The sequence below is a fragment of the Roseimaritima sediminicola genome (genome assembly GCF_009618275.1).
Lineage (GTDB): Bacteria > Planctomycetota > Planctomycetia > Pirellulales > Pirellulaceae > Roseimaritima > Roseimaritima sediminicola.
On the sequence record NZ_WIAD01000005.1, the window covers coordinates 54674 to 78683 of the forward strand.

Annotated in this window: 15 protein-coding genes and 1 tRNA gene; 9 read left to right on the forward strand and 7 right to left on the reverse strand. The window is 64.2% G+C overall.

Going from position 1 to position 24010, the window contains the following annotated elements:
- Nucleotides 1-46 precede the first annotated feature (46 nt).
- The 3 genes from GE027_RS04550 (at nt 47) to GE027_RS04560 (ending at nt 6279) form a co-directional block, all read left to right on the forward strand.
- On the forward strand, nt 47-5131 hold the full coding sequence (locus GE027_RS04550) for an outer membrane protein assembly factor BamB family protein (protein WP_162006569.1): 5085 nt from the start codon (nt 47-49) through the stop codon (nt 5129-5131).
- A gap of 73 nt (nt 5132-5204) precedes the next feature.
- Nucleotides 5205-5741: a hypothetical protein gene (locus GE027_RS04555; RefSeq protein ID WP_153555998.1), complete on the forward strand. Its 537-nt coding sequence runs from the start codon at nt 5205-5207 to the stop codon at nt 5739-5741.
- Between the two features lie 106 nt (nt 5742-5847).
- Nucleotides 5848-6279, forward strand: coding sequence for a peptidylprolyl isomerase (locus tag GE027_RS04560; RefSeq protein WP_153555999.1), 432 nt, complete (start codon nt 5848-5850; stop codon nt 6277-6279).
- A 10-nt stretch (nt 6280-6289) separates the two neighbouring features.
- Here the strand turns inward: GE027_RS04560 and GE027_RS04565 are convergent, their stop codons facing one another.
- Nucleotides 6290-7024 carry a lipoate--protein ligase family protein gene (locus GE027_RS04565; protein ID WP_153556000.1) on the reverse strand — a complete coding sequence of 245 codons (735 nt, stop codon included), beginning with the start codon at nt 7022-7024 and terminating at the stop codon, nt 6290-6292.
- A gap of 348 nt (nt 7025-7372) precedes the next feature.
- Between GE027_RS04565 and GE027_RS04570 the strand changes: the two genes are divergently transcribed.
- The 3 genes from GE027_RS04570 to GE027_RS04580 all read left to right on the forward strand — a co-directional run bounded on the left by GE027_RS04570 (nt 7373) and on the right by GE027_RS04580 (nt 10051).
- Nucleotides 7373-9043 (forward strand): hypothetical protein, encoded by a 1671-nt coding sequence (locus GE027_RS04570; protein WP_237607269.1) that lies wholly within the window; start codon nt 7373-7375, stop codon nt 9041-9043.
- A gap of 480 nt (nt 9044-9523) precedes the next feature.
- On the forward strand, nt 9524-9868 hold the full coding sequence (locus tag GE027_RS04575) for a rhodanese-like domain-containing protein (RefSeq protein WP_153556002.1): 345 nt from the start codon (nt 9524-9526) through the stop codon (nt 9866-9868).
- Nucleotides 9869-9966: 98 nt separating this feature from the next.
- A tRNA-Leu gene (locus GE027_RS04580) sits at nt 9967-10051 on the forward strand.
- Nucleotides 10052-10152: 101 nt separating this feature from the next.
- Here the strand turns inward: GE027_RS04580 and GE027_RS04585 are convergent.
- The 3 genes from GE027_RS04585 to GE027_RS04595 all read right to left on the reverse strand — a co-directional run bounded on the left by GE027_RS04585 (nt 10153) and on the right by GE027_RS04595 (nt 12168).
- Nucleotides 10153-11067 (reverse strand): universal stress protein, encoded by a 915-nt coding sequence (locus GE027_RS04585; protein WP_162006570.1) that lies wholly within the window; start codon nt 11065-11067, stop codon nt 10153-10155.
- A 65-nt stretch (nt 11068-11132) separates the two neighbouring features.
- Entirely contained in the window at nt 11133-11708 is a 576-nt protein-coding gene (locus tag GE027_RS04590; protein WP_202617329.1) for a hypothetical protein, read from the reverse strand.
- 55 nt (nt 11709-11763) lie between these two features.
- A complete protein-coding gene (locus GE027_RS04595) occupies nt 11764-12168 on the reverse strand; it encodes a globin (RefSeq protein ID WP_153556004.1) in 405 nt (134 codons plus the stop codon).
- 169 nt (nt 12169-12337) lie between these two features.
- Between GE027_RS04595 and GE027_RS04600 the strand changes: the two genes are divergently transcribed.
- From GE027_RS04600 to GE027_RS04610, 3 genes are all read left to right on the forward strand, one after another.
- A complete protein-coding gene (locus GE027_RS04600) occupies nt 12338-14449 on the forward strand; it encodes a purple acid phosphatase family protein (RefSeq protein ID WP_162006571.1) in 2112 nt (703 codons plus the stop codon).
- Nucleotides 14450-14481: 32 nt separating this feature from the next.
- A complete protein-coding gene (locus GE027_RS04605) occupies nt 14482-15375 on the forward strand; it encodes a tetratricopeptide repeat protein (protein ID WP_162006572.1) in 894 nt (297 codons plus the stop codon).
- Between the two features lie 108 nt (nt 15376-15483).
- Nucleotides 15484-16797: a tetratricopeptide repeat protein gene (locus GE027_RS04610; protein ID WP_153556007.1), complete on the forward strand. Its 1314-nt coding sequence runs from the start codon at nt 15484-15486 to the stop codon at nt 16795-16797.
- 587 nt (nt 16798-17384) lie between these two features.
- Here GE027_RS04610 and GE027_RS04615 read toward each other — a convergent pair.
- The 3 genes from GE027_RS04615 to rlmKL all read right to left on the reverse strand — a co-directional run bounded on the left by GE027_RS04615 (nt 17385) and on the right by rlmKL (nt 23831).
- Complete coding sequence (locus tag GE027_RS04615; protein ID WP_237607270.1) at nt 17385-19817, reverse strand: 4Fe-4S binding protein; 2433 nt, start codon at nt 19815-19817, stop codon at nt 17385-17387.
- Nucleotides 19814-21097, reverse strand: coding sequence for an FMN-binding protein (locus GE027_RS04620; RefSeq protein WP_162006573.1), 1284 nt, complete (start codon nt 21095-21097; stop codon nt 19814-19816). Before GE027_RS04620 ends, GE027_RS04615 begins: the two co-directional genes overlap by 4 nt.
- A 355-nt stretch (nt 21098-21452) precedes the next feature.
- The gene (rlmKL, locus tag GE027_RS04625) at nt 21453-23831 is read right to left on the reverse strand and encodes a bifunctional 23S rRNA (guanine(2069)-N(7))-methyltransferase RlmK/23S rRNA (guanine(2445)-N(2))-methyltransferase RlmL (RefSeq protein WP_237607271.1); all 2379 of its coding nucleotides are present in this window, start codon (nt 23829-23831) and stop codon (nt 21453-21455) included.
- Between the last annotated feature and the right edge of the window lie 179 nt (nt 23832-24010).

The window sequence follows — 24010 nt, forward strand, 5'->3', positions numbered from 1 at the left end:
CCGAGCGGATGGCGTCGCAGTTCTTATTTCGTTTGACGAAGTTGATATGAAGTATCCAGCTCTGGCGGCTGCGGCCGCTTTGCCCGCCTCGGAACCATCGGGGCTCCGGGGGCGGTCGGTGACTTGGTTTTTGGCGGTTTGGATCCTGGGGTGCGCCGCGGCCACCGAGGCCGGAGCCCAGGTGTTTCGCAATTTTGTGCCCGATCTGGCCGGCAACTTCATCGAACCGCCGCGGGCCATTCGCCAGCAACTGGAATTGGCCGAACAGGCGATCGCCCAAGAGCGTTACAGCGAGGCCGTGCTGGGGCTGGGCAAACTATTGCAGCGGGCCTCCGACGTCCAACGCGGCGACGGGACCGACGCCCAGGACTTCTTTCTCGACGCCGGGCAGGAGAATCTGGATGCGATCGCCGCGGAGAGCCTGCTGCGGCGCGCCGAGAACTTGCTCGGGGCCCTGCCCGAGAAGGGCTTGGAGGTGTATGAGTTGAATTACGGGCCGGCGGCCCAGAAAGCGCTTCAGGCGGCGACCGACCGGCGCGACCCGGCCGCCCTGAAAGAAGTGATGCGGCGGTATTTCCATACCCAAGCCGGTTACCAAGCGGCTTATCTGTGGGCGTATCACCAGTTGCAGAGCGGGCGTCCGCTGGCCGCTTCGATCCTGCTCGAGCGCCTGGCTGCTCAGCCGCGGGCGGCCCGCCAAATGGGCGCCCAGTTAGACGTCGCGCTGGCCCTCGCATTAAAACTTTCGCAGCGCAGCGAAGCTCAGGTGCAGGCGGCCCTGCAACCGGACGAGAACGCTGCGGCCGGCGGCGCCGCGGCGGTTCGCTTGGCGGATTCCCAGGTGCCGGTCCCCGAAATCGGCGAAGAGGCCGCATGGTTCGAGCAGCACTTCGGTTCTTTGCAGCGAGCCGCCCCGCCGGTGCCCCAGTCCTATCCGGTGGCCGGCGGCGATCCCAGCCGGTCGCTCAGCGAAGGCGGCCAGCAACCGCTCAGCGATCTGCGCTGGAAACTGGAAACCACCTCCGCGGCCAGCGAAACCGTGCGGCTGGAGGACACCATGCAATCGTTGGCTTCGCAGGGCGAACTGCCGCCGCCCACCTGGTTGCCGCTGTTGGTCGGCGACCAGTTGCTGATGCGCACCACCGAACGATTGATGGGCGTCGATTTTGAAACCGGCAAACGTGTCTGGGAGTTTCCCTGGGGCAGTTCGAACGAGACGCAGCCGGCCGTGCCCTACAGCATGGAGGTCAGCTCCGAGGAAAATCTCCTGCACCAACGCGTCTGGTACGACCTGCCCTACGGACGGATCAGCAGTGACGGCCAGAGCGTTTACCTGCTGGACGATTTGGCCGAGGTCGAAAACAATCCTCGCTACACCCCGTTTGGTGTCCGCGCGATCCAACGCGGCATCAACGACCGTCAAAACGATGGTGCCAACACGCTGGTCGCCCTGGATCTGGCCTCCGAAGGCAAGCTGCTGTGGCGCATCGGCGTGGGCGAGGAAACTCCAACGGTGTTTACCGACGCCTTCTTTCTCGGGCCACCGCTGCCGATTGACGGACGGTTGTACGTGGTGGCCGAATTGGCCGGCGACGTATACCTGCTGTGCCTGGACCCGGCCACCGGCGGCGAGCTGTGGCGACAACAATTATTGGCCATCGAGATCGGCAACATCGAAACCGATATCGTGCGCCGCGTTTCCGGGGCCATGCCGGCCTATCAGGACGGCGTCCTGGTGTGTCCGACCGGTGCCGGCGCGCTGGTCGCCATCGACCTGGCCACGCGCAGTTTGCTGTGGGGCATGAAGTACCCGCGCAGCAGCGAACTGGATGGGCTGGGGACCGGCCGCGGTGGGCTGGAGCCCACGCGGCTGATGCAGCGTTGGCACGATTCGACCCCCCTCATCCATCAGGGCGCGGTGTACGTGACCCCGATCGAATCGGATCGTCTGTACGGATTTGATCTGGTCACCGGCAAGCCGCTGTTTCCGGAAATCGTGCGTTCCAACCTGCGATACCTGGCTGGCGTACGCGACGACCAGTTGATCGTCGTCGGCAGCCACGAGGTCCATGCCTATGATCGTCTGAGCGGACGTCAGAAGTGGACCACAGCGGTCAACGAAGAGGTTCAGAACGCTCAGGTTTGCGGCACCGGTGTGTTTGGCGGCGACCTGTTCTTCGTCCCCTTGAGCAATCGACAAATCGTCGCCATCAACGTGACCGACGGCAAAATCGTCAGCCGCCAGGACATGGATTTCGCGCTGGGCAACCTGGTGCAAGCCGGCGGCCAGCTGATCAGCCAAAGCCCCACCGAGGTGGCCGTCGCCTATGGCCAACAATGGCTGCGGCCCACGGTCGAGGCTCGGCTGGAAGCGGACCCGCAGGATCCCTGGGCCATCAAACGCAAAGCCCAGCTGTTGATCGAGGACGGCCGGCGCGACGAAGCCCTCCAGTGGTTGCCACGAGCTCTGGAGCTGGATCCCGAAGACGAGGAAGCGCGGACGCTGTATGTGTCGGCCATGTTGGGAGCCCTGCGGGATGATTTCGATGCCCACGTCGACCTGCTGCCGCGGCTGGAACAACTGGTCCAGTTCCCCCAGCGGCGGGCCGAGCTGCTGGCGTTGATGGCCCGCGGTAGGCTGCAAAACGACCAGCCCATCGAAGCGCAAAATTACTTGTCCGAACTGTCCGCCCTGGTCGCTTCGGCCAACGGTTGGGGCACCGAGATCCAGCCCCTGCGTTCCCGTGGCGTTGCCGCCCGGCCGTCGCTGGATCAGTGGATCGCCGGCCAGAGCCAGCAGGTGTACGCCGCGGCCAATCCGCAGCAGCGCCAGCAGCTGGACCGCGCCATCGCCGAACACCTCCAACGCTGGCACGCCCTGCCGACGCGGACGCTGAAACGATTGAGCGAACATTTTTCCGGCCCCGGTGCCGATGCCATCACGGCCCTGGCGATCGAACGGTTCATGGACGAGGAATCCTGGCTGGCGGCCGAACGCATGGCCCTGGCGGCGATCGATCAGGCCGGCGAGGACGCCTCCCGAGCGGCGCCGTTTCGACTGCTGCTGGCACGCATCTACGACAAGGTTGGGTTCACCGCGGACAAGCGGGCCCAGCTGGCGGTCCTGGTCGGCGAAGCGGCGACCAGCCCCGACCCGGCTGAGGCAGAACCGGCTGAGGCAGAACCGGCTGAGGCAGAACCGGCTGAGCCGGAACCGGCTGAGTCGGAACCGGCTGAGTCAGAACCGGCTGAGTCAGAACCGGCTGAGTCAGGACCGGCTGGGGCAGCCGCGGCTGAAGTTTCGGGGCTGGACGCATCCCAGCGGCAGATCCTGAGCGATTTGCTCGCCGGCCTGCCGGCGGCACAGCCCGCGGCCTGGCCGCCCTACGTGGTCACCAATTGGAATACGCCCCAGGGTCAACGGCTGCGGGCGACACCGGTTCCGGACGTTCTGGAAGTCCTGGCTCGCCGCGGCCGACACCTGCAGGGTTGGCAGGTGATCAGTGAAAGCGGCCGAACGATTTCGCTGCGCGATCCCTATGGCAACGTTTCGTCGATCCCCATGTCGTTGCCCGATGCCCGCAACGAGGGCACTCGCAGCGCGCTGATCGACGGCGGCATTCTGGTGGCGGTGATGCCCTCGGAACTGGTGGCCGTCGACCTGTTGCGAGCGGCCGGTGGCGGCCGCGATGTGACGCTGTGGCGACATCCCTGGCGGAGCGAGCTGGGCGGCCGCATGGCCCGGGCCCGCAGCGTGGCAACACCCTTTGGCGATAATCACAAGACCTACGACATCGTCGATCCGCTGCGCCGCAGCCCGCCGGGTGAGTTCCGCGTCGGTCCGGTCGACGGCACGTGTTTGTACATTCTAAACGGTGCCGAACTACAGGCTTTGGAGGTGACCACCGGTGAGCCGCGGTGGGCCACGTCGGCCGCCCCGCCGCAAGGTCACGTCGTGGCCGGCGACGGCCGCGTTGCCGTGGCATCTCCGGCGGCCGGCTCGGGACGCGTCGATATCTTTTCCGCCGTCGATGGCCGCCGGTTGGAATCCCGTCCCTGGCCCGAGAAGGAATCGATCTGGTTCGCCTGCGGCCGGCACCTGCTGACCTACGAAGTCGCCGAGGGCAATCTTCCCACCGTGGTCCGCCTGCGTGACGTTTTCGAAGATCGGGTCGTGCTCAGTTATCGCCTGCAGACGCCCGAAGACCCCAGCGTCTCGGTCAAGGGACACATCGCCGAAGCCCGCTGGCTCAGTCTGCTGCAGCCCGGCGGCCAGGTCGTGCTGTGGGATCTGCGCGAGGGACGCCAGGTCGGGACGCATCAATTGCAGCCGATCGAGAAACTGAATGGACTGCAGACGGTTGTTCGCGACGACACCATCATCCTGTTGCCCGAAACCAGCCAACGCACCCAACGCGAACCCAATACCATTCCCAATATCGCTCAGTCGCGAGTGCATTACCGCGTCGATGGGCCTGTCCTGTGCATGGACCTGGGCGACGGAGCCGTCCGCTGGGAAACGGCTCTGGAAGATGGACCCTGGGGCTGCACGATCGGCCAAGCCACCGGTTCACCCCTGTTGATCTTCAGCCGCGCCCTGACCATCCATTCAATGACCGCTTCGCGCTCCCGCGAGCAGAAGCTGTCGATGATGGCCCTGGACATCGAAACGGGCCGACAGGTGGTCAACCGTGGCGGTTTGAAATTGCCCAGCTTCAACAGCAGCATCGTGACCGATCTGAACATCGACCCCGAGCAACAGATGATCGCGGCGATGGTCGGCTCGTCGTTCATGCAGTTCGCCTTTACCGACCAGAAACCCCCGGCGCCCAGTGAACCGGAGGACGCGTCCGAAGCAGAGGGGGCTGAGGGCGAAAAGTCAGGAAGTGCGCGAGCGGAACGTGGTTCGCCCGCCCAAAAACCAGCCATGGCGAAAGACAGGGCGGCCATCGACGAGCTCTTCGAACGCGATTTTTTCGGAGGCGGGCAAGAAAAACTCGCCCCCGGCGGCGCTGCCAAAGCCGCGGACCGCCCCAAAGCCGAGGGCGGTGACCAAGCCGGTGGCGGTGACCAAGCCGGTGGCGGTGACCAAGTCGAGGAAGACCAACCCTTCGATCTTTTCGATCCATAGGCACTGCGGGATGTCGTTGTTACATTGATCGGCACAGCCCTGTCATGTAACTCGTCTCTGCTGAGGTGCTTCGATGTCCACACCGTCCGATGGCTTTGGCCCCAACCCCGATGGCTTTGGCCCCAACCCCAACGTCCCGCCGCCCGACTCCGGAGGCTCGTCCAGTGCGGTGAAATGGGTGTTGGGCATTCTGGGCGGTCTGGCCGTGGTGATGCTGCTGTGCTGCGGCGGATGCTTTCTGTTGGCCAAGTTCGGATTGGACCAAGTGGGCAACCAAGTGGCCAGTCAGGTCCGCAATGATCCGGTGGTCGTCGAACACATCGGCCAGGTCGAATCGGTGGAGATGGACTTTATGGAGACCAGCCGCTATCAGCAGGAAACCGGCGATTCCGATGCCGTGGTGTTCACGATCACCGGCGACAAGGGCACCGGAGTGCTGAAAGGTTCCCAAGTCGGCCCCAATCAGATGGGCGATTTCATCTTGGAAACCGGCGGCGAAAGTTACCCGCTGGAGCAGTCCACGTCCGAGACGCCAACGATCGAGGTGGGGGAGCCCCAGCCGCCAGCAGCTGATCCGCAGGCGTCCGAGCCGGTGACTCCCGAGCCGTAGCCGTCGCGCGTGACGGCCGGGCCACGCGGCGGCGCCTGACGACGCTCGCCGCACCGCTCCTTGCCTTCCCTAATTTATTTTTCTCTAACGAGTACGTACTGCTGACATGAAAGTTGCAACTTTTGATACCGAGCGTGGGACGATCCGCATCGAACTGCACGACGACAAGACGCCCAAGACTGTGGGCAACTTTGTCAAACTGGTCGAGGACGGTTTCTACGACGGGCTGACCTTCCACCGCGTCATTCCGGACTTCATGGTCCAGGGCGGATGCCCGCAGGGTACCGGAACCGGTGGCCCGGGCTACCAGTTTGAAGACGAGTTCCATCCGGACCTCAAGCACGATTCCTCGGGCGTCCTGTCGATGGCCAACGCCGGTCCCAACACCAACGGGTCGCAGTTCTTCATCACCCATGTTGAAACGCCGTGGCTGGACAACAAGCACAGCGTGTTCGGCCGCGTGATCGAAGGGCAGGACGTGGTCGACAGCATCCAGCAGGGCGACAAGATCAACAAGATCACGATCGGCGACGAGTAATCGCGCCGCTTCAGTGGCGATGGGTCCAGGCCGCGGTCGCGTAACGCTGCCGGGCCAGGTCGCCGGTCAGCCGCTCGGGAATCGTTTCCAGCGGTGCTTCGGCGGCGAACACGCGGGCCAGTTCCTCGGCCAAGCGTTCTGGGCAGGCCGGTAGATTGGTGATGAACTGGCGGTGCGAGCGGCCCTGGCGGTAATCGGGTTGCCGCGGCGCGGTGGCCAGACAGCCCGCCACCAGGTCCAGGTCCGCATCCAGTAGCAGCGTGCCGTGATACAGCGAATGGTTTCGAGCCATCCGCAGGCTGTTGCCCGAGAACTTGCAATCGTCCAGCGTCAGGTCGCAGGTACCTTGAAACCGCAGCCGCTCCGCCGCGATCTCCGGCAGGCTTCGCTGCACCGCCAGCAGCACTCGCTGCATGACATAGGGGTGCACGTTATCGAGTTTGCGGAGCTGGGGTTGGGCGCGCAGATCGATCACCAGGCTGTACATCAAACACGTCGGCCCACCCACCACGCTCGCTCCGCCGCTGCAGCGTCGCAGCACCGGGATGCCGTGTTGTTGGCAGAACGTCAGGTCGACTTCATCGGCGATGCGCGAGCCGCGTCCCAGAATGACCGTGGGCGTCCGGAACTGCCACAGCCGCAGCACGGGCGGACCCTCATCGGCTTCGGCCGTCATCAATAAAGCCTCGTCCAGGGCCAGGTTCTCGGCCGGTTTCTCCAGGGTGTGACGCAACAGGTGAGGCATAAGGACGGGGGAGGGCAGGGGCAGTGGGTGTTGTGGAAAGGCAACGGTTGTAGCGTCGATTAAACAGGGCCGGGAAGATGGGGCAAGCTTGCCGGGGGTGGGCTTGCGAAAGTGCCGTTTTTACTAGGTTTTTTTCAATTTTCCCTAAGCGCTTGAAGCTACATTAGTTGGAGAGCGGTACGGGGTATGCATGGATTTGCATAAGTGTCGCCGGGTAACCAAACTTAGTAGGTACCGCGGCGTTTGCAGACCACGGCCCGGAAAGCGGAAACGGATCGGAGGCGGACCGGCGGGACCCGTGGCGGACGGATTAGAAATCGAATGCGAGAATACACAGTGAGACAATCCATGGAATATCGATCTCTGCGAGTGTTGCCGTTGGCTGTGGCGTCCGTGATCGCGGCCGGTACCTCCAGCGGTCACGCTAACGCTCAAGACGCCTGTTGTTTTCAGCCGGCTTATAACCTGCAGTGCGAAACCGTGCTCGAGCCGCAGACGGTGGCTCGGTATCGCCTGGAGTATCAAACGCAGTACGAGGAACAGGAAGTGGTCAGTTATCGACCGGTCCTGAAAAAACGCACCGAGCAGCGAACGCACCGCGTCGCCAAACCGATCACCAAAACCACCTACCGCGAAGAACGTTACTACGTCCAGCGGCCGGTTCTGGAAACCAGTTATCGCGACGAAACGGTTACACAGACGCGCTATGTGACCGAGACGGCCGAGCGTGAAGAGCAGGTCACCAGTTACCGGCCCGTCACCGAGACGCAGTATCGCGAAGAACAGTACAGTGTCCAGCGGCCCGTGGTCGAAACCCAGTACCGCGACCAACAGTACATGGTCCAGCGTCCGGTCACCGAGACCCAGTATCAAACCCAGCAGGTCACCGCCCTGCGGCCCGTAACAACGTATCGTCCGCAGGTCGTCGACCAGGGCGGCTACGTCCAGCAGCAGGTCGTCCAACCCGGGGCCTTGCAGTACGGCGTTGGGTACCAGCCCGACGTTTATCGTCCCGGTCCGTTCGGTTTGTTTGCGCGGCGCGTCGCCGGCGGGCCCGTCCTGGTGCCGCAGGTCACCCCGCCCACGGTGCAGACCCAGTTGGCGTACCGGCCCAATTACGTGACCCAGCAGGTCGCGGAAACCTCCTACGTGCCGCAGACCATCCAGCAACAGGTGCCCGTACAGGTCCAGCGGATGCAGACCGAGATGGTCACGCAAAAGGTTCCCGTGCAGGTCCAGCGGATGGAAACCGAAGTGCTGACCCGCAAGGTGCCCGTCGAAGTGACTCGCTACCAACCGGTCACCGAGGTCCGCAAGATTCCCTATCAGGTTCAAAAGCCCGTCACCGAAACGCTGACCCGCAAGGTTCCCGAGCAAAAGTATCGCTGGGTCACCGAAGAGAAAGTCCGCAAGGTTCCCGTGACGACGCAAGAAACCGTTTACGAGACCTCCACGCAGAACGTCGAGGTGCCGTACTACGAGTACGAGCGGGTGGTGAAGAAGGTCCAGGTGCCCAAGCAGGTTCCGGTATGGGTGCGTGTCGAAGAGCAGCGGATGGTGCCCAAGCAGGTCGTCCAGCGGATCCCGTTTGGTTACAGCGATCCGTTTGCCGCTCCGATCATGCAGGGTCACTCGTCCTTCGGCGACAGCATCGTCCAGCCACCGGCCACGACCGAATCGTTCAAGCCCGAGACTCAGCTGAAGTCGGTCGACATCGGTTCGGCCGATGAACAGGATTCGGATCAGCAGGACGACGGCAACGACGCCATCTTCGATGCCCCGGCCGAGGAGCCCAGCGAGTCGGCAGACAGTGCCGTCAGCGAAGTTACCGAGGACGCGGGCGAGGCATCGCTGCAGGGTCCGGATAACGGTGCCGGTGAGGACCAGCCCAGTGGCAACGGGGGCGACAGCGCTTCGCCCAGCGACCTGGACGACTTGGAAGCTCCTTCGTTGAATTCTCCGGCCGTGCACCGGATCCGCATCCTCCGCCCCACCAATCGCCAACCCCGCGAAGCCTAACCCGCACCAAACACGTAGCCGAACTCGCCAGAGTTTGGGACAACAGTGGCATAGGCTTCCAGCCTGTGAATCGCGGCACCCCCGTAGCCGAACTCGCCAGAGTTTGGGACAACAGTGGCATAGGCTTCCAGCCTGTGAGTCGCGGCACCCCCGTAGCCGAACTCGCCAGAGTTTGGGACAACAGTGGCATAGGCTTCCAGCCTGTGAATCGCGGCACCCCCGTAGCCGAACTCGCCAGAGTTTGGGCGCGCGGGCGCTGAGCAGAATGTTTGACCACTAATCTCCACTAATCCGAGTCGGCTGTTGGGATTAAGCACGTCGGCATGAATCTTTCGGTGAAACCCCGCGACAACACCCTCCCGCGCAGCGGGAGAGTGATGCCGAATTAAAGGTTGCGACGTGCTTAGTGTGCGATTAGTGCGGATTAGTGGTCCCAAAGTCTGGCGTCTTCTTTGATTTACCTCTCTTGCGGAACCCCTCATGAACGCCGCTGAACCGCTGCCCATCGAGATCGATGTCCATCAGGTCGCGCAACTGCGCCGCTCCGGCGAGCCCTTCGTGCTATTGGACGTTCGCGAGCAGGACGAGTGGGAGACGGCACGGATCGAGGGTGCCGAGCTGCTGCCGCTGAGCGAGCTGCAGGCGCGGGCCGGGGAGTTGCAGCCGCACCAGGGCCAGCGGGTGGTCGTGTACTGCCACCACGGAGCTCGGTCCTTGCAGGTCGTCAACCTGATGCGGAGCAGCGGTTTCGAGCAGGCGCAGAACATGACCGGGGGCATCGATCAGTGGAGTCAGGAGATCGACGCGGACGTGCCGCGGTACTAGGGTCGGGAAGGGCAGGGAAAACTTAACCGAACCCAGGCAAAAGGGCACTTGTCACAAACCCTGAGGATCGTTAATTTCTTAGCCGTACCACAACACAAGCGGATGTGGCGGAATTGGCAGACGCGCTAGATTCAGGTTCTAGTGCCCTTTACGGGCGTGGAGGTTCAAGTCCTCTCATCCGCACTAGCAAAAAACGGGGTTTTCGCGCCAGCCGCGAAGGCCCCGTTTCTTTTTGGCCTCACATTCCGAAAAGGAACGGGACGGCGGCGTTGAAGGCCAACGCATCAGCGGGCGATCAGGACGCTGCAGGGGCCGTGCCGGAGGACGTGTCGCGAGGTGCTGCCCAGCAGGACTCGCTGGACCATGCTCTGGCGCTGGTCGCCCACAATGATCAAGTCCGTGGCCTGCTTCCGAGCGTGCTCCGCCAAGGCCGCCCCGATATGCGGCGCTTCGACCAGTTCCGCTTCGACGCGGTGACCGGCCGCCGTCAGCGTCTCGGTCACCGTTTCAATGTGCTCGGCGGCCACGCTACGGACCTCTTTCCAGTAGGCGGAGGCGCTGCGCAACAGATCCAGTTCGTACTCCGGTCGCTTTTCCATGACGTATACCAAGTCGACTTGGGTTTCCGGGGCCAGCCGCAACCGTTCGATCCAATCGGTCAGGCGGCCGTCGGTCTCGGCATTGCCGATCCCGACCAGCACGCGCTGGGGCAGCATCGGGCTGGGCGGCTGAGCTTCGGGTGACGCTGCGACGCTCGAGAAGTCTTCGGGCGGGCGGACCACCAGCACCGAGCAGTCGGCGCTGGTGGCGACGTAATCGGAGACGCTGCCCAACAGGACGCGGGCGATAGCCGACCGGCCGATCGCCCCGCAGATGACTAAATCCGGAGGATGTTCGCTGGCAAATTTGACGATTTCCACGCCGGGTGCACCATTGAGAAGGTGGGTGCGGACGCTACGAAAATCCGCCCGGACCTTGTCCGCAATCTTTTCCAAGCGGCGACCGTCCGCGGCTCGTTGCGGTTCGATCAGTTGGGTGCCGTACTGAGCGTGGTTGGTCGCGACCCAAGCGGCCATCGACGAAAAGACGGTCACCGTGACCAGTGACAGATCGACGCGTTCGCGATGCGGCAGACGCCTCAAGGCTTCGATCGCATAGTCGGAATATGGCGATCCATCGTATGCGGCTAGGATGTGCACGACGGTCCTTCTTTCTATGGAAATGGCAGGGTGCGGAACACGGCCCCGTCGGGCTGTGCTGTTCCTCAAAGCATATCAGAGCCCGCGGTGTGAGTCAGACTCTCGGCATCGCTCGTTGTGGACCGCGCCTGGGCTTGGCAAGGCATGGGGGCCGCAAACGCCAGTTCGATGGCTCGGTCCAGTCGCTCGCGAAGTTGTTGCATTTGGTCGACGCTCCAACTCTGGCCCACCAGGCTGGCGAGGTGCAGTCCGAAGATGATCGAGGCACCGGCCGGCAGTGCCAACAAACCCCACGGGCTGCGGCCAAACATCCACTGGACGTAGCCGTAGATGGTCGCGGCGAACATCAGGATCAGCATCACGCCGTAGATCGCCATGAACATCGTCCAGATTTCCGGCCGTGGGCTGTAGCGAGCGTGCAGGCGACTGCCGTCGCCATGGGGTTCCACTTGGACGGAAAGTCGGGGTGACCAAAACCGTTGCTCCGTCGCCACGACCGGGAATTCCAAACACGTGCCAACGGCCATCACGTGCGCGCAAAGTTCATCGCTACGCGCGGCCGTCCGCAACCGTGCCGCCGCCTGCGGGGCGTCCAGCGGCAGGTCGATCGTAAAGGTCGGCTGCATTCTCAGAGGGTTCATGGCTGCGGCCTCGGCAAGCGGATCGTCGGTACGGACCGTGGGTGGATGGCCGCCATCAGTAGGCGGCTACCAATAGGTCGATGCCGGGCTGCATCGCCGCTCGCCACTGCTGTTCGGTTTCCGCCGTGTATTCCGGGTCGTGCTCTCGTACCGCCTGGCAAAGGGCATCGAGCCAGAGGGCGTACAGCGGCGGCGCGACGTCGACATGCTTCCGGTCGTGTCGCCGAGCCAGCTTTCGCAGTTCGCCGCGGACGCCTTCGTTACCCAGGCTGAGCATGATCATCATCAACAGCGACTCCCGGAGGGCGAGTTTCTGATGCGCAAAATCCGTGTGCGCGAACTTGTCGCGGACCGCGGGCGAGCTGCTGAGGAAGCCGTTGTAGAACGTGTCCAGGAAACCGTCGCCGTGCATACAGCGATGGTAGCTGGCGGTTACGGGATCGATATCGTCGGGAATCATGGCAAGCTCCTTCGAAGGGCCGGCTATTGAAATTGTACCACAGGGCTGGAGGCTGCGGAGCGACCGAGAGAGCTGCGAGATTGAGTCAAGGATGATTGCCGGCCGCGGTCGGGCTATCATGGGGCGTCACCGAAGACGATCCTCTGGCCTGTGTAGGAAACCACCAACAATGCAATCAACAATCACGAACCGCGACGATGCCACGGTGAGCTTGCGCGGGCGCGGATTCGGTGTGCTCGCTATCGGGATCGGCTTGATCGGTCTGGCGATTGGGTACGCCTCCACACTACCGGCGACGGCCCAGCAAACCGGAGCCGCAAACGCCGCGGAAAGTTCGGCGGCCGGCTCGGTGCGGCTGGCCCGCGGACCCTACCTGCAGTTGTCCACGCCGCAGTCGATTTCGATCCTGTGGCGGACCATCGGTACGGCATCGCCGCGAGTTGTCGTCGGACGCCGGCCCGATCAACTGGACCAAACCGTTGCGATGTCCTCGATCGAGGTGCGGACGACCGAGCAGGAGGAAGCGTCGGCTGATTCCGCCGGCGCGGTCGGCGGGCCGCCGCTGCACTCGGCACCGGCCGGAACCGTTCAGTACGAAGCGGTCGTGGATGGCTTGCAGCCCGATACTCGCTACTACTATGCCGTCTACGCCGGCGACCAACTGTTGGCCGGTGGCGAGAAGTTCTTCTTTCGAACGCATCCGCAGGTCGGCACTGCGCAGCCGGTGCGGATCTGGGTCGTCGGCGATTCCGGCACCGGCGACTCGCGCCAACGTTCCGTCTACCGGGCCATGCAATCGTTTGTGGATCGCCAGCAGAAACCGCTGGACCTGTTCCTGCACGTCGGCGATATGGCTTATCCGTCGGGGACCGACGACGAGTTCCAAAAGAAGTTTTTCGAAGTCTATCAGCCGACGCTGCAGCAGACCGTCTGCTGGGCGGCCATGGGCAATCACGAAGGCAAAACGTCCAAGGGCATGTTGGGCGTGGGGCCCTACTACGACGCCTACCGCTGTCCTCGGCGGGCCGAAGCCGGCGGTTTGGCGTCCGGCAGCGAAGCCTACTACTCGTTCGACTACGCCAATATCCACTTTATCTGTTTGGACTCGCACGATCTGGACCGGACGCCGGCCGGAGTGATGTCGCAGTGGTTGCGAGCCGACTTGGAAGCGACCCAGCAGGACTGGATCGTCGCCTTCTGGCATCATCCGCCCTACACCAAGGGATCGCACGACAGCGACAAGGAACAGCATCTGATTGAGATGCGCGAGTTGATCATGCCGGTGTTGGAAGCCGGCGGCGTCGATCTGGTGCTGACCGGTCACTCGCACATCTACGAACGTTCGATGTTGATCGACGGGGCGTATCAGACGCCGACCACGGCCGAGGGCGTCGTGCTGGATGACGGCGACGGCGACCCGCAGGGCGACGGAGCGTATCGCAAAAGCCAGGGTCTGCATCCTCATCAGGGAACCGTGCAGGTGGTCGCCGGCCATGGCGGGGCACGCGTATCTCGGCGGGGCACGTCGCCGGTGATGAAACGGGTGATCGTCGAGAACGGTTCCACGCTGGTCGATGTCCAGGGCGATACCCTGACCGGCATCATGGTCGACAGCGCGGGCCAACAGCGAGACCTGTTTTCGATCGTCAAACGCGGCACCGTCGAACCGAAAATCGTCGCGTCGCCCCGCACCCTGCCGCCTTATAGCGTGTCGGTCGACAAGCGGCCGCGCGGCTACAGCGACGCCACGCCGTTTCCGCCCAAATCGGACACGTTGATTCCGCCCAATGCCCAGTGGGAGTACCTGGCGGGAAAGCACCCCGCCGATAACTGGACGGCCATCGATGCGATTCCCGAAGCCAAAGATGGCTGGAAAGTCGGCCGAGTGAGTATCGGCTATGGCGACAACGACGACATCACCGAGCTGAAGGACATGCGGGGCAACTACACGGTCGTGTACGCGCGCACCGAGTTCGAACTGGCACCGGGACAGAAAGAGAACATCGCCGAACTGGGATTGGCGATCAGCTACGACGACGGCTTCATCGCTTACCTCAACGGCCAGGAAGTGCTGCGAGTCGGTGTGGGCGAAGGCCGCGGCGCTTCGGCCGGCGATGTGGACAGTCACGAAGCCGGACCGTACGAGTACTTTCCGCTGCCCGGGGCGACCGAGTTGTTGGTCGACGACGATAATATCCTTTCGATCGAAGGGCATAACACGAGCCGGGGCAGCAGCGATTTGACGATCGACCCGTACCTGTTGGCCGTGCCGAAAGAATGAGCTTTGTCGACAAACCTTTTTGCCGTTTTGCGATGCGACATCTCGCGGTTGTCGCGGGGCTGTGTCTGCTGGGCGGTGCCGGATCGGCTGCTGCACACGAAGGGCCCGAGCGGGTGCTGGAGCGTTTGAACCGCCAGATGGACCAGCAGGGTGTATCGGCCGACGTGTTGTTCCGCCGGGCGAGTATCTATCGTTCGCAGCGGCAGTACCAGTCGGCGGCCGCCGAGCTGAAGCGGGCTTTAGAGCTGGAGCCGGAGGCGGAGCTGATTCGGCTGGAGCTGTTGCGGATTCGGCTGAAGCAGTTCGAAAGGGTTCTGGTCGCCGCCGGGGATCGAGCCGGCATGCGGACGATGGCCGCGGGACTGCTCGAGCGCAGCGAAGCGTTGCTTTCCAGCCGGGACGCGGGCGTGCGAGCGGCCACACTGGCGGTCCGCGGCCAGCTGTACCGGCACCTCCAACAACCGCTCGAGGCCGCCACCGCTTTCGAGGCCGCGCTGCAGATCCAGCCCGATCACGTCCAGTGGGTGCTGTGGCGAGCCGAAGCACAGCAGCGGCTGGACCGCCACGGTGAGGCCGTCGAAGGGCTCGGGGCGACGGTGCAGCGGACGGGGCATCCGGTCCTGGAGGCCGCCCTGTGTGACGCGTTATTAACTTGGGCCGAGCGGGATGACCGGGCGTCCGAGGCGAGCCTGCGGCAGGCGAATCGCATCATCGACCATCGTCTGGCAGCCAGTCGGCTGAAGAGCGGCTGGCAGATTCGCAAAGCCCGAGGGCTGATCATCGCGGGACGGCATCAGGAGGCGGCCCCGCTGCTGCAAGCCGCCACGGCGGAGTTGGACCTGCGGATCAACGACACGCGGCCCGATCCAGAGCTGCTGCGGCGGCGAGCCGAAGTGAACGGGTTATTGGCGAAAACCCACCGCTAAGCTTGATTTGTCGACCCACCCGACGACCATAGAACCCAGCGGCTGTCGAACGACGTGAGGCGGCCCGAGTGTTCATACATCGCACGCATGGCAGGAAAGGGTGGCCAAATGACGCGTTTGCAAAATACCGCACTGGGAGGATGTTTCCTGGCGATCGTCCTGACCGCAACCACGGCGGCAGCCGTCGAGGTGGGTGACTGGGTGGCCGTGCAAAAGGACGCTTCGCTGGTCGCCTCGGGCCGGCCGGTCGATCGCTTGTTGCCCGGCCAGGTGTTGCAGGTTTTGGTGGTCGATCAGGGCCGGATCTGGGTCAGCCGTGGCCGACCGGGTTGGCTGGACGCGGGCAACGTGGTCCCGATCGCCCAGGCCGAACAGTTCTTCACCCAGTCCCTGGGAATCCGGCAGGGACCGCGAGGTTATCTGGCCCGCGGCCGCGTTCGGCTGGCCACCGGCAAGGTTGCCGAGGCCATGGGCGACCTGCGGCGGGCCGCTGAGTTGTCGGGACGTGATGCGGAGTTCCTGCAATCGTTGGGCTTCGGCTACCTGGCCAGCGGCGACCAGGCCGCGGCAATCCGTCAGTTCAGTGCCGCGATCGCCAAGCAGCCGAAGTCGCCGCTGGGTTGGATGGGGCGCGGTTTTGCATACGCGGAATCCGGACAGGTGCAGCGCGCCCAAGCGGATTACAACAAAGCGATCTCGCTGGACCCTCGGCACGCCTTCCCCCGCAAACATTTGGCCGTCCTGTTTCACGAAGCCGGTCGTCCCGAGGACGCCCGCAAGATGCTGGAGAAAGCGATCGAGCTGGACACACACGACGGCTTTGCCCGCAAGGCCATGGGACGCGTGCTATTCGATCTGGGCCAGCTCAACGCCGCCCGCGACTCGTTCACGATCGCACTGCAGCTGGATTCGGATGACCGCGAAGCTCTAACCGGTCGAGGCGTCGTGCGGCACGCGATCGGCGATCTTCCGGGAGCGATCGCCGATTACACGGCCGCCGCGGACGACGCACCCGAGACGGCCGACAACGCGTTTTTGTGGAGCAATCTGGGGCAGGCACAAATGGAAGCCGGGCAGTTGCAGGCCGCCCTGGTGCATCTCGACCGAGCGGTCGGTTTGGACCCGAAATTCACCGACGCACGGGCGCACCGCGCCCTGCTTTTCGCGACCCACCCCGAAGTCGCCGGATCGGCTGGCGAAGCGATCCAGCGGGCGGCCGCCGACGCCGCCGCGATCACCGCGGTCGCGCCACCAGAATCGTTCTGGGCCTTGCGTGCGTTGGCCGCCGTGCGAGCCGCCGAGGGTGACCAAGCCGCCGCCGTGGAGCTGCAGCAACAAGCGGTCGAGGAAGTCAAGCGATCCGGCCCGGCACGGTTCGTCCAGCCCGCCAGCGACGCGCTGAAACGTTATCAAGGGGAGTAGAAACTGCAGCACGGCGCGCGTAGCTGAAGTCGCCAGACTTTGGGCCGGTTCGCCCCCTTGCTCCTCTTAGCCCGGAGGGCGGCATAGCCCCTGCCGGGGACGTGAGTCCCCGGATCCGGGCCCTCAAAAACATGCTTAGCCCGGAGGGCGGCACAGGTGCAGACTGTCTGTATCGCCCCTCCGGGGCTTTTGTTTGTTCGCGGGGGCGTGCACCGGCGGTTGACACCGCCGGCAAGGGCTGTGTCGTCCTTCGGACTGCAGCGCGGCAAGAGTAGCTGAAGTCGCCAGACCTTGGACTGCAGCGCGGCGCGCGTAGCTGAAGTCGCCAGACTTTGGGCCGGTTCGCCCCCTCGCTCCTCTTAGCCCGGAGGGCGGCATAGCTCCTGCCGGGGACGTGAGTCCCCGGATCCGGGCCCTCAGAAACATGCTTAGCCCGGAGGGCGGCACAGGTGCAGACTGTCTGTATCGCCCCTCCGGGGCTTTTGTTTGTTTGGGGTGCTGTGGACAGGCCGTGACACCGCCGGCAAGGGCTGTGTCGTCCTTCGGACTAAAAAGGCCCGACGCTCGCTCGGCCATGGGCTTGGGGCCTACAAACCGAACGGGTTGTCGTCTTCGATTGGGGCTGCGGGCAGGTCGGCTGGTGCGGCCGGTGCGGGGTCGGCTTGCGGCGGTACGTAATAACTGTCGTTGGACGTCGAGGCGGGCGTCTGCGGCTCCGGCTGCCGACGATAGGACCCGCTCATCTTGCGGTCCTCTTTGCCTTCGCCCGCTTCGATCACAATCGCCGAGGCGTCGAGCAACCCTTCGGCTTTGACGTTGATCGCCACGCAGCGCGTCTGGCACAGCCCACAGCCGACACATTTGTCGGCCAGCACGACCGGGGCGGCCATGCCGGTGCCGGCGATGGGTTGGCCGTCGGCGCCGATCTCGGTGCCAACTTGCTTGAATTCGATCGCTCGATAGCCAGCCGCATTGCATTCCTGCACACACAGGTCGCACTCCCCGCGTCCGGCAAAGGGCAGGCAAGTCGACTCGTTGACGATCGCCAAACCCATCCGGGCCGCTTTCTTCTCTTCCAGCGGCAGCTGGCGGATCGCGCCGGTCGGGCAGACTTGCCCGCAGGCGTTGCAGCTGGATTCGCATCCCGCCCAGTCCGCGTTGACCAGCGGTGTCCACAGTCCTTCCAGCCCTTGCTGGAACCCTTCGGGCTGCAGCACGTGGTTCGGACAGGCTTTGAAACACTCGCCACAGCGGATGCACATCTCCAGAAACTCTTTCTCGGGCACGCTGCCCGGCGGCCGCACCGGACGAAAGGCGTCGGGGTCGTCCACGTTCGCACCCCAAGCCTTGGTCACACCGACCGCCACCGACGCGCCGCCCACAGCCGCCGCCGTGCCCGCGGCCAAGGACAGAAAGCCGCGTCGTCCCAAGGCGGTCTCACCGGTCGGCGGCTGGTTCGGCGCTTTTAATTCCACCACGTTCCAGCGGTCGACAAATTTGATCGCGTGCGTCGGACACACCCCGGCGCAGGATTGGCACAGCGTGCAGTCGTTGGTGCGGGTTGTGAAGTCGGGTTTGATCGCATCGAACGGACAGATCTCCACGCATTTATTACAGTGGATGCAGGACGATTCGACCTTCCGCTCGCTGACTCGAAACAGATTGCCCAGCGAGAACACCGCCCCGCTGGGACAAACGTACTTGCACCAAAACCGCGGACGCAGCAGTCCCAGACTGAGCACGGCCAGAAAAAGTCCGATCGAAATCCATTGACCCAGGTTTACCGGCGGCACCTGGTGCCAGCCGCGGGCGATGCCGGTTTGCAGCGGATCGAAGACGAACAACATACCGCGAGTGATCACCGGGATCGCCGCAACGAACCCCGAAACCAAGACGCCAAACACCGCGCACAGCAGCGTGCCTGCCAACAGGTAGTACTTGATGTGGACCCACCAGCCGTCGCCGGCTACGCGAAAGCGTTGGATCCGCCGGCCCACGGCCCAGTCGAACAGATCGATCGTCGTACCCAGCGGGCACAGGTACCCACAGAAGCCGCGGGGCACCAAGACGCAAATCAACAGAATGACCGCGGCCGAGGTCAGCGACCACACCCAGCTGCGAGAGGCGATCGCCGTGGATAGGCTGACCAACGGATCGATCACCAAAAACGTCTCGGCCGGAATCCACTGCTTGCCCGCCACGTTGTCGGCCAGATGGCTGGGCCAACGCTGGGGGTCTCGCTCGCTGAGCGTCCAGGTACCGGTCGACATCATGAAGGTGTCGAACAGGTCGGCGCCATAGTCCTCGGCCGGAGCCAACCGCACTTCGTCGTCGGTGGCCGAAACAAAGGAGAACGCTTCGACCACCGGATCGGGAATGGCCGCCGAGGCCGGTTCGGAAACGTAAACGGTCTGGCCAGCGGCCGGTTGCCAGGGCAGGGCGGTGCGTCCCTGAAACGTGAAGTCGCCGCTCGCCTGGTCGACGGCTTGAAACGTCCAGTCGGCACTGCGCTCGCCCGGTGGTGCGGGGCGGGCGTCGTAGGGCCACAGAACATAGAAGAACAAAATCAGAAACGTCAGCAGCGAGACGCTCTGTACCAACCGCCGGACCGGAGCCGACGACCACGACAGGCCCAGCCACCTGAGGCCGCGGCGCAGCGGTCCGCGGCGTTTGGTTGTCCAGTCCGACTGTAACCGCCCGGGCACCACGCGCCGCACCAGTCGGCCCAGGGCCGACCGCGAAGCCGTCTGGCCGCCACGCAAACGTTTGATCGCCGGCAGGAAACAATCCCAGCGGAACAGGGCGGCCGTGCGGCGATCGAAGTGAGCCAGCACCATCGCGGCCGCGACGACCAACAACACCCCGGCCAGCGTCCCCCGCAGCAGTTGCGAGGGCGTCAGGTCGGCAAACCACGGCAACGTGGAAGCCGCCGGCGAGGGTTGGGCAATCGCGGAACCTCCCGCCATCAAGACCGCCGCGGCCAACAGCGACAGGGCGAGCGCAACAGCCAGACGTCTCATTGGTTTCCTTCAGCCAGAGCTTGAGCCGTGGCGTTGACGATGGCCTGCGCGGTGATCGTCGCGCCGGTGGTGCCGTCGATCCCGCGGACGCTCTGTTTCTCGAGCAACTGAGCCGGTGTGTCGGTGAGCGCCGAGTAGAATTGTTTTTCCTTATGAGCGACCACTTTCACCGCTTCCAGTCGCCCGTCGGCCACGGTGGCCGCAACGGTCAGCTTGCCGTTGTATCCCGTGCTGCTGCCGCGATAGGTGCCGTCGGCGACTTGCGAGACGTCGGCCTGTTCGTACAGGCGAATGGTTTCCATGCTCTCGCGAGCCCGAGCCAGGAATCGTTGCTTGTAGTCTTCGTTGCGAAAGTTCTTGGAATCCAGGACGCGTTGGTAGTAATCGAGAGCTTCATCCAGTCGGCCGGCGCCGCGCAGGGCATCCGCCGCCAGGATGTTGGCTTGGTAGTCGAAGTTCGTGTTTTGGTAACGCTCGGTCAACCGCAGTGCCCAGGCCAGTTCGCCCATGTCGCCCAGCAACTTGATCGCGCCAATGTTGACCGGCCCTCGCCGCAACCGCTTGAGGGCCATCTCGCGATTGCCCAGTCGCCAATAGCACTCGGCCAACTGGATGCCATCGCGAGTGGTCATGTCCGGTCGGCCCTGCTGGTACCAGAAGGCCGCCCGAGCGTAGTCCTGCATCAAGCGGAAGTAGGCCGAACCCAAGGCGTTCATGTCGCGTTTCAAGAGCACCGGATCGTCCTGGTGCAGCGAGACGCAGTGGTGGATCAGTTTGATGCCCGAACGCCAACGCGGCGGGTTCTCGTTGATCACCGACCAGATGTACTGGCCCATGTTCTTGTGACTCTTCCAGCCGGGCGTCGGCGGTTTCAGCGGCCAGGATAGGTCCAGCGTTTTCGGGTAGTCCAGCGGCGTCGATTCAAACCAGTCGGGCGGCGTGGCGCCGGCGGCCGCGATCAGGGCTTTGACCTCCGCTTCGCTGCGCCCCTCTGAACCCTCCGCGGCGGCGTCCGCGGCGACCTTGGGAGTCAGTTCAAAGCGGTTGCCGCGATAGGTCACCGCGTGAACTTTGTTGAACGGGAACACCCGGGTGAACGTGCGGCCGCCCACGTTCATTTCGAAATCGAACTCGCGGTCCGCCTTGCGAATCGATTTGACCGTGCCGGTGGCCGTCGATCCGTTCAGGAACTCGATCAAGTCTTCGGCAGCGGCGGTGCTGGTGCAGACACAGCAAACCAGTGCCAGGGCCCCCAAACCGTCGCGGTACAGTCGTCTCATTGGGTCTTTGTCTCTGGGCGGGAAAAGCACGCGGCGAGCTCGCCGCAGCGGGTGGCTTGTACCAGCATATACATGTTTCGCAAGAACCGGCAACTTTTCGGGGCTCGGATGTGGCATAGGCTTCTAGCCTGTGGGGCGCAATCACAGGCTAAGCACGTCGCAACTTGTATTTCGGTATTACTCTCCCTCTGGGAGAGTCGGGCTCTCAGGCCCGGAGAGGGTTTTTACGCTACGCAGGCCCTTCCCGGGCCTACGAGCCCGACCCGCCCGCTGCGCGGGAAGGTGTTGTCGCTGGGGTTTTCGCCGAAAGATTTGTGCCGACGTGCTTAGTTGCCTATGCCACAGCAAGCGACGCTCACTTGACGATTCGCCAGCAGCGATGGATCCGCTTGTTGCGGTAGTCCTCCGGAACGGTTTGCTTGGAGATCTCGCGGATCTCGCTGGCGGGCACCGCAGCGGGATCGAACTTGAAGCGGCGGAAGTTGTTGGAAAAGTAGATCACGCCCCCGCTGCGGACCAACGGCAGCAATTGATTCAGCAGCGGCACGGCGTCGCGCTGCACGTCCCAATCCTCTTCGGTACGTTTGCTGTTGGAGAACGTGGGCGGGTCGTAGACCACCAGATCGTAGGCTTCGCCCGCCGGATGCTCGGCGATGAAACTGCCGACGTCCTGAGCGACGAAGCGGTGCTGTTCGCCGGCGAAGCCGTTCAGCCGCATATTGTCGGCGGCCCACTCGAGGTAGTTTCGCGACAGGTCCACGGTAACGGTCCGCCGGGCACCGCCGGCCGCCGCGTACACGGTGAACGATCCGGTGTAGGCAAAGAGATTCAGGAACGCTTTGCCCTCGGCTTCCTCGCGGACCATCTGGCGGGTCTGGCGATGGTCGAGGAACAGGCCCGTGTCGACGTAGTCGGTCAGGTTGATGATGAACTTCAAACCGCCTTCGCCGACCACGATCCGCTGATGCTCGTTGGCGATTTTTGTGTGCTGGGTCTTGCCACGCTGGCGCTCGCGACGTTTCAGGTAGACATGGTTCTTGGGAAGTTCAAGCGCCTCGGCCGCCGTGTCGGCCATCAGGTCCAGCCAATTGGCGTGTTGAGCGGGATCGCGGTCGTGGGGCCGTTCGTATTCGGTGATGTGCAGGTAGTCCTCGTAGCGATCGACGACCAACGGGATCTCGGGGATGTCGCGTTCGTACAGCCGAAAGCAGGTGATCCCGCGCCGCGTGGGCCAGCGGCGAAGATGCTTGGCCCGCTTCTTCAGCCGAGCGGTAAACAGGGCGGCCTGCTCGTAAGCCTTCTCGCCCAGATGTCCAAAGGCCGCCGGGCCGACCGCGTGCACGTAGGGTTTGGCCGCCGCAGGGTCGCTGGCCGCTGCGGCCGTCGCCTCCCGTTGAGCTGGCTCGTCCCGTTGAGCGGGCTCGTCCGGTTGAGCGGGCTCGTCCGGTTGAGCGGGCTCGCCCGAGCGGCCCCAGGGATTGGCGGCGGGCGGGACACCAGAAACGGCGGAAGCGTCGGAGCCGGCCGATGGGCTGGTCCCGGCGGCGGCGTCGAACTCGGCGGCGGCGTCGGGACGTTCACCGCGCACCGGTTTGGGGCCGTGGAACTGGTAGTAGGTGCACTCGATCCGGCCGTTGTACAGTTTGCGGCGGCGGTCCGCGCGGCGGCCGACGACCCGTTCAAAACCGGGGTAGGCGGTCAGGAAGTAATGCGACCAGGTGGTGAAGCCTCGCAGGGTGTCGGGCAGGGCGTGATACAGGTGGTCCAGCTGGCGCGCCTGTTCGCGATCCTGGCTGCCGATCCGTTGGCCGTAGGGCGGGTTGGTGATCAGGCATCCGAAGCGGCGGCTGCTCGATGCCTGGTCGACCGCTTGGACCTGAAAGTGGATGTCTTCGGCGACGCCCGCCCGGAGGGCGTTGTCGCGCGCTGCGGCGATCGCCCGGCCATCGATGTCGCTGCCCACCAGCCGCTCCTGGAGGGCCGGCAGCGCGGCCGCATCGGCGCGCTCGCGGGCCTCCTGCCACAGCGCTGCCGGAAACGCAGGCCAGGCTTCGCAGGCAAAGTTTCGCTCGCGGCCCGGAGCCAGGTTGCGACCCAGGCGAGCCGCTTCGATGGGGATCGTGCCACTGCCACAGAACGGGTCGAGCAACGGTTTGCCGGCCCGCCAGAAACTGAGCATCACCAGGGCGGCGGCCAGGGTTTCTTTCAGCGGGGCTTCGGTGATGTGGGTGCGATAGCCGCGGCGATGCAGGCTGCGGCCGGTGGTGTCGATCGTCAGCGTCGCCACGTCCTTCAGGATCGCCACGTCCAGCTTGTACTCGCTGCCGGTTTCGGGCAGGGTTTCGGTGGCGTGATCGCGGCGCAGGGCGTCGACGACCGCGCGTTTGACGGCTCGCTGGCAAGCCGGCACGCTGGTCAGGGTCGACTTGGCCGAGCGGCCGGTGACCGGAAAGCGGGCGTCGGCCGGCAGCAGTTCGCCCCAGTGAATGTCGCGGGTGGTTTCGAACAGGGCGTCGAAGTCGCCGGCGGGAAATTCCGCGACCCGGATCAGCACGCGATCCGCGCAGCGCAGCCACAGATTCGTTTGGCAGATCGTCTCGGCGGTGCCGCGAAAGTGCACGCGGCCGCTGTTGCCGATCCGAGCTTCGATCCCCAGCCCCTCGAGTTCGCGGCGCACGACCGCCTCGAGTCCAAACGCACAGGCGGCAATTAAATCAAACGAGGAACCGTTCACAACAAACAAACCGATGGGGGGCGAGGAGACGAGCGAGCACAGATCCGCAACCATAACCCGTGCACCGCCCCTTGGGTACGGTCCATTGATGGCGAGGGTAGGGTCCGATGGTGGCGCGTTGATGCGTGGGCGGAAAACATAAGGCCTCGCCTGGGCCTGTCCTGGCTATGGTCGATTCC

Bases quoted from the DNA above. Each gene is read 5' to 3' on its own strand.
- GE027_RS04595 (WP_153556004.1), bottom strand. From the start codon at position 12,168: ATGATTCCCGACGATATCGATCCCGTAACCGCCAGCTACCATCGCTGT.
- GE027_RS04620 (WP_162006573.1), bottom strand. From the start codon at position 21,097: ATGAGACGACTGTACCGCGACGGTTTGGGGGCCCTGGCACTGGTTTGC.
- GE027_RS04570 (WP_237607269.1), top strand. From the start codon at position 7,373: ATGGAATATCGATCTCTGCGAGTGTTGCCGTTGGCTGTGGCGTCCGTG.
- GE027_RS04550 (WP_162006569.1), top strand. From the start codon at position 47: ATGAAGTATCCAGCTCTGGCGGCTGCGGCCGCTTTGCCCGCCTCGGAA.
- GE027_RS04560 (WP_153555999.1), top strand. From the start codon at position 5,848: ATGAAAGTTGCAACTTTTGATACCGAGCGTGGGACGATCCGCATCGAA.
- GE027_RS04605 (WP_162006572.1), top strand. From the start codon at position 14,482: ATGCGACATCTCGCGGTTGTCGCGGGGCTGTGTCTGCTGGGCGGTGCC.
- GE027_RS04590 (WP_202617329.1), bottom strand. From the start codon at position 11,708: ATGAACCCTCTGAGAATGCAGCCGACCTTTACGATCGACCTGCCGCTG.
- GE027_RS04565 (WP_153556000.1), bottom strand. From the start codon at position 7,024: ATGCCTCACCTGTTGCGTCACACCCTGGAGAAACCGGCCGAGAACCTG.
- GE027_RS04610 (WP_153556007.1), top strand. From the start codon at position 15,484: ATGACGCGTTTGCAAAATACCGCACTGGGAGGATGTTTCCTGGCGATC.
- GE027_RS04555 (WP_153555998.1), top strand. From the start codon at position 5,205: ATGTCCACACCGTCCGATGGCTTTGGCCCCAACCCCGATGGCTTTGGC.
- GE027_RS04600 (WP_162006571.1), top strand. From the start codon at position 12,338: ATGCAATCAACAATCACGAACCGCGACGATGCCACGGTGAGCTTGCGC.
- GE027_RS04575 (WP_153556002.1), top strand. From the start codon at position 9,524: ATGAACGCCGCTGAACCGCTGCCCATCGAGATCGATGTCCATCAGGTC.
- GE027_RS04615 (WP_237607270.1), bottom strand. From the start codon at position 19,817: ATGAGACGTCTGGCTGTTGCGCTCGCCCTGTCGCTGTTGGCCGCGGCG.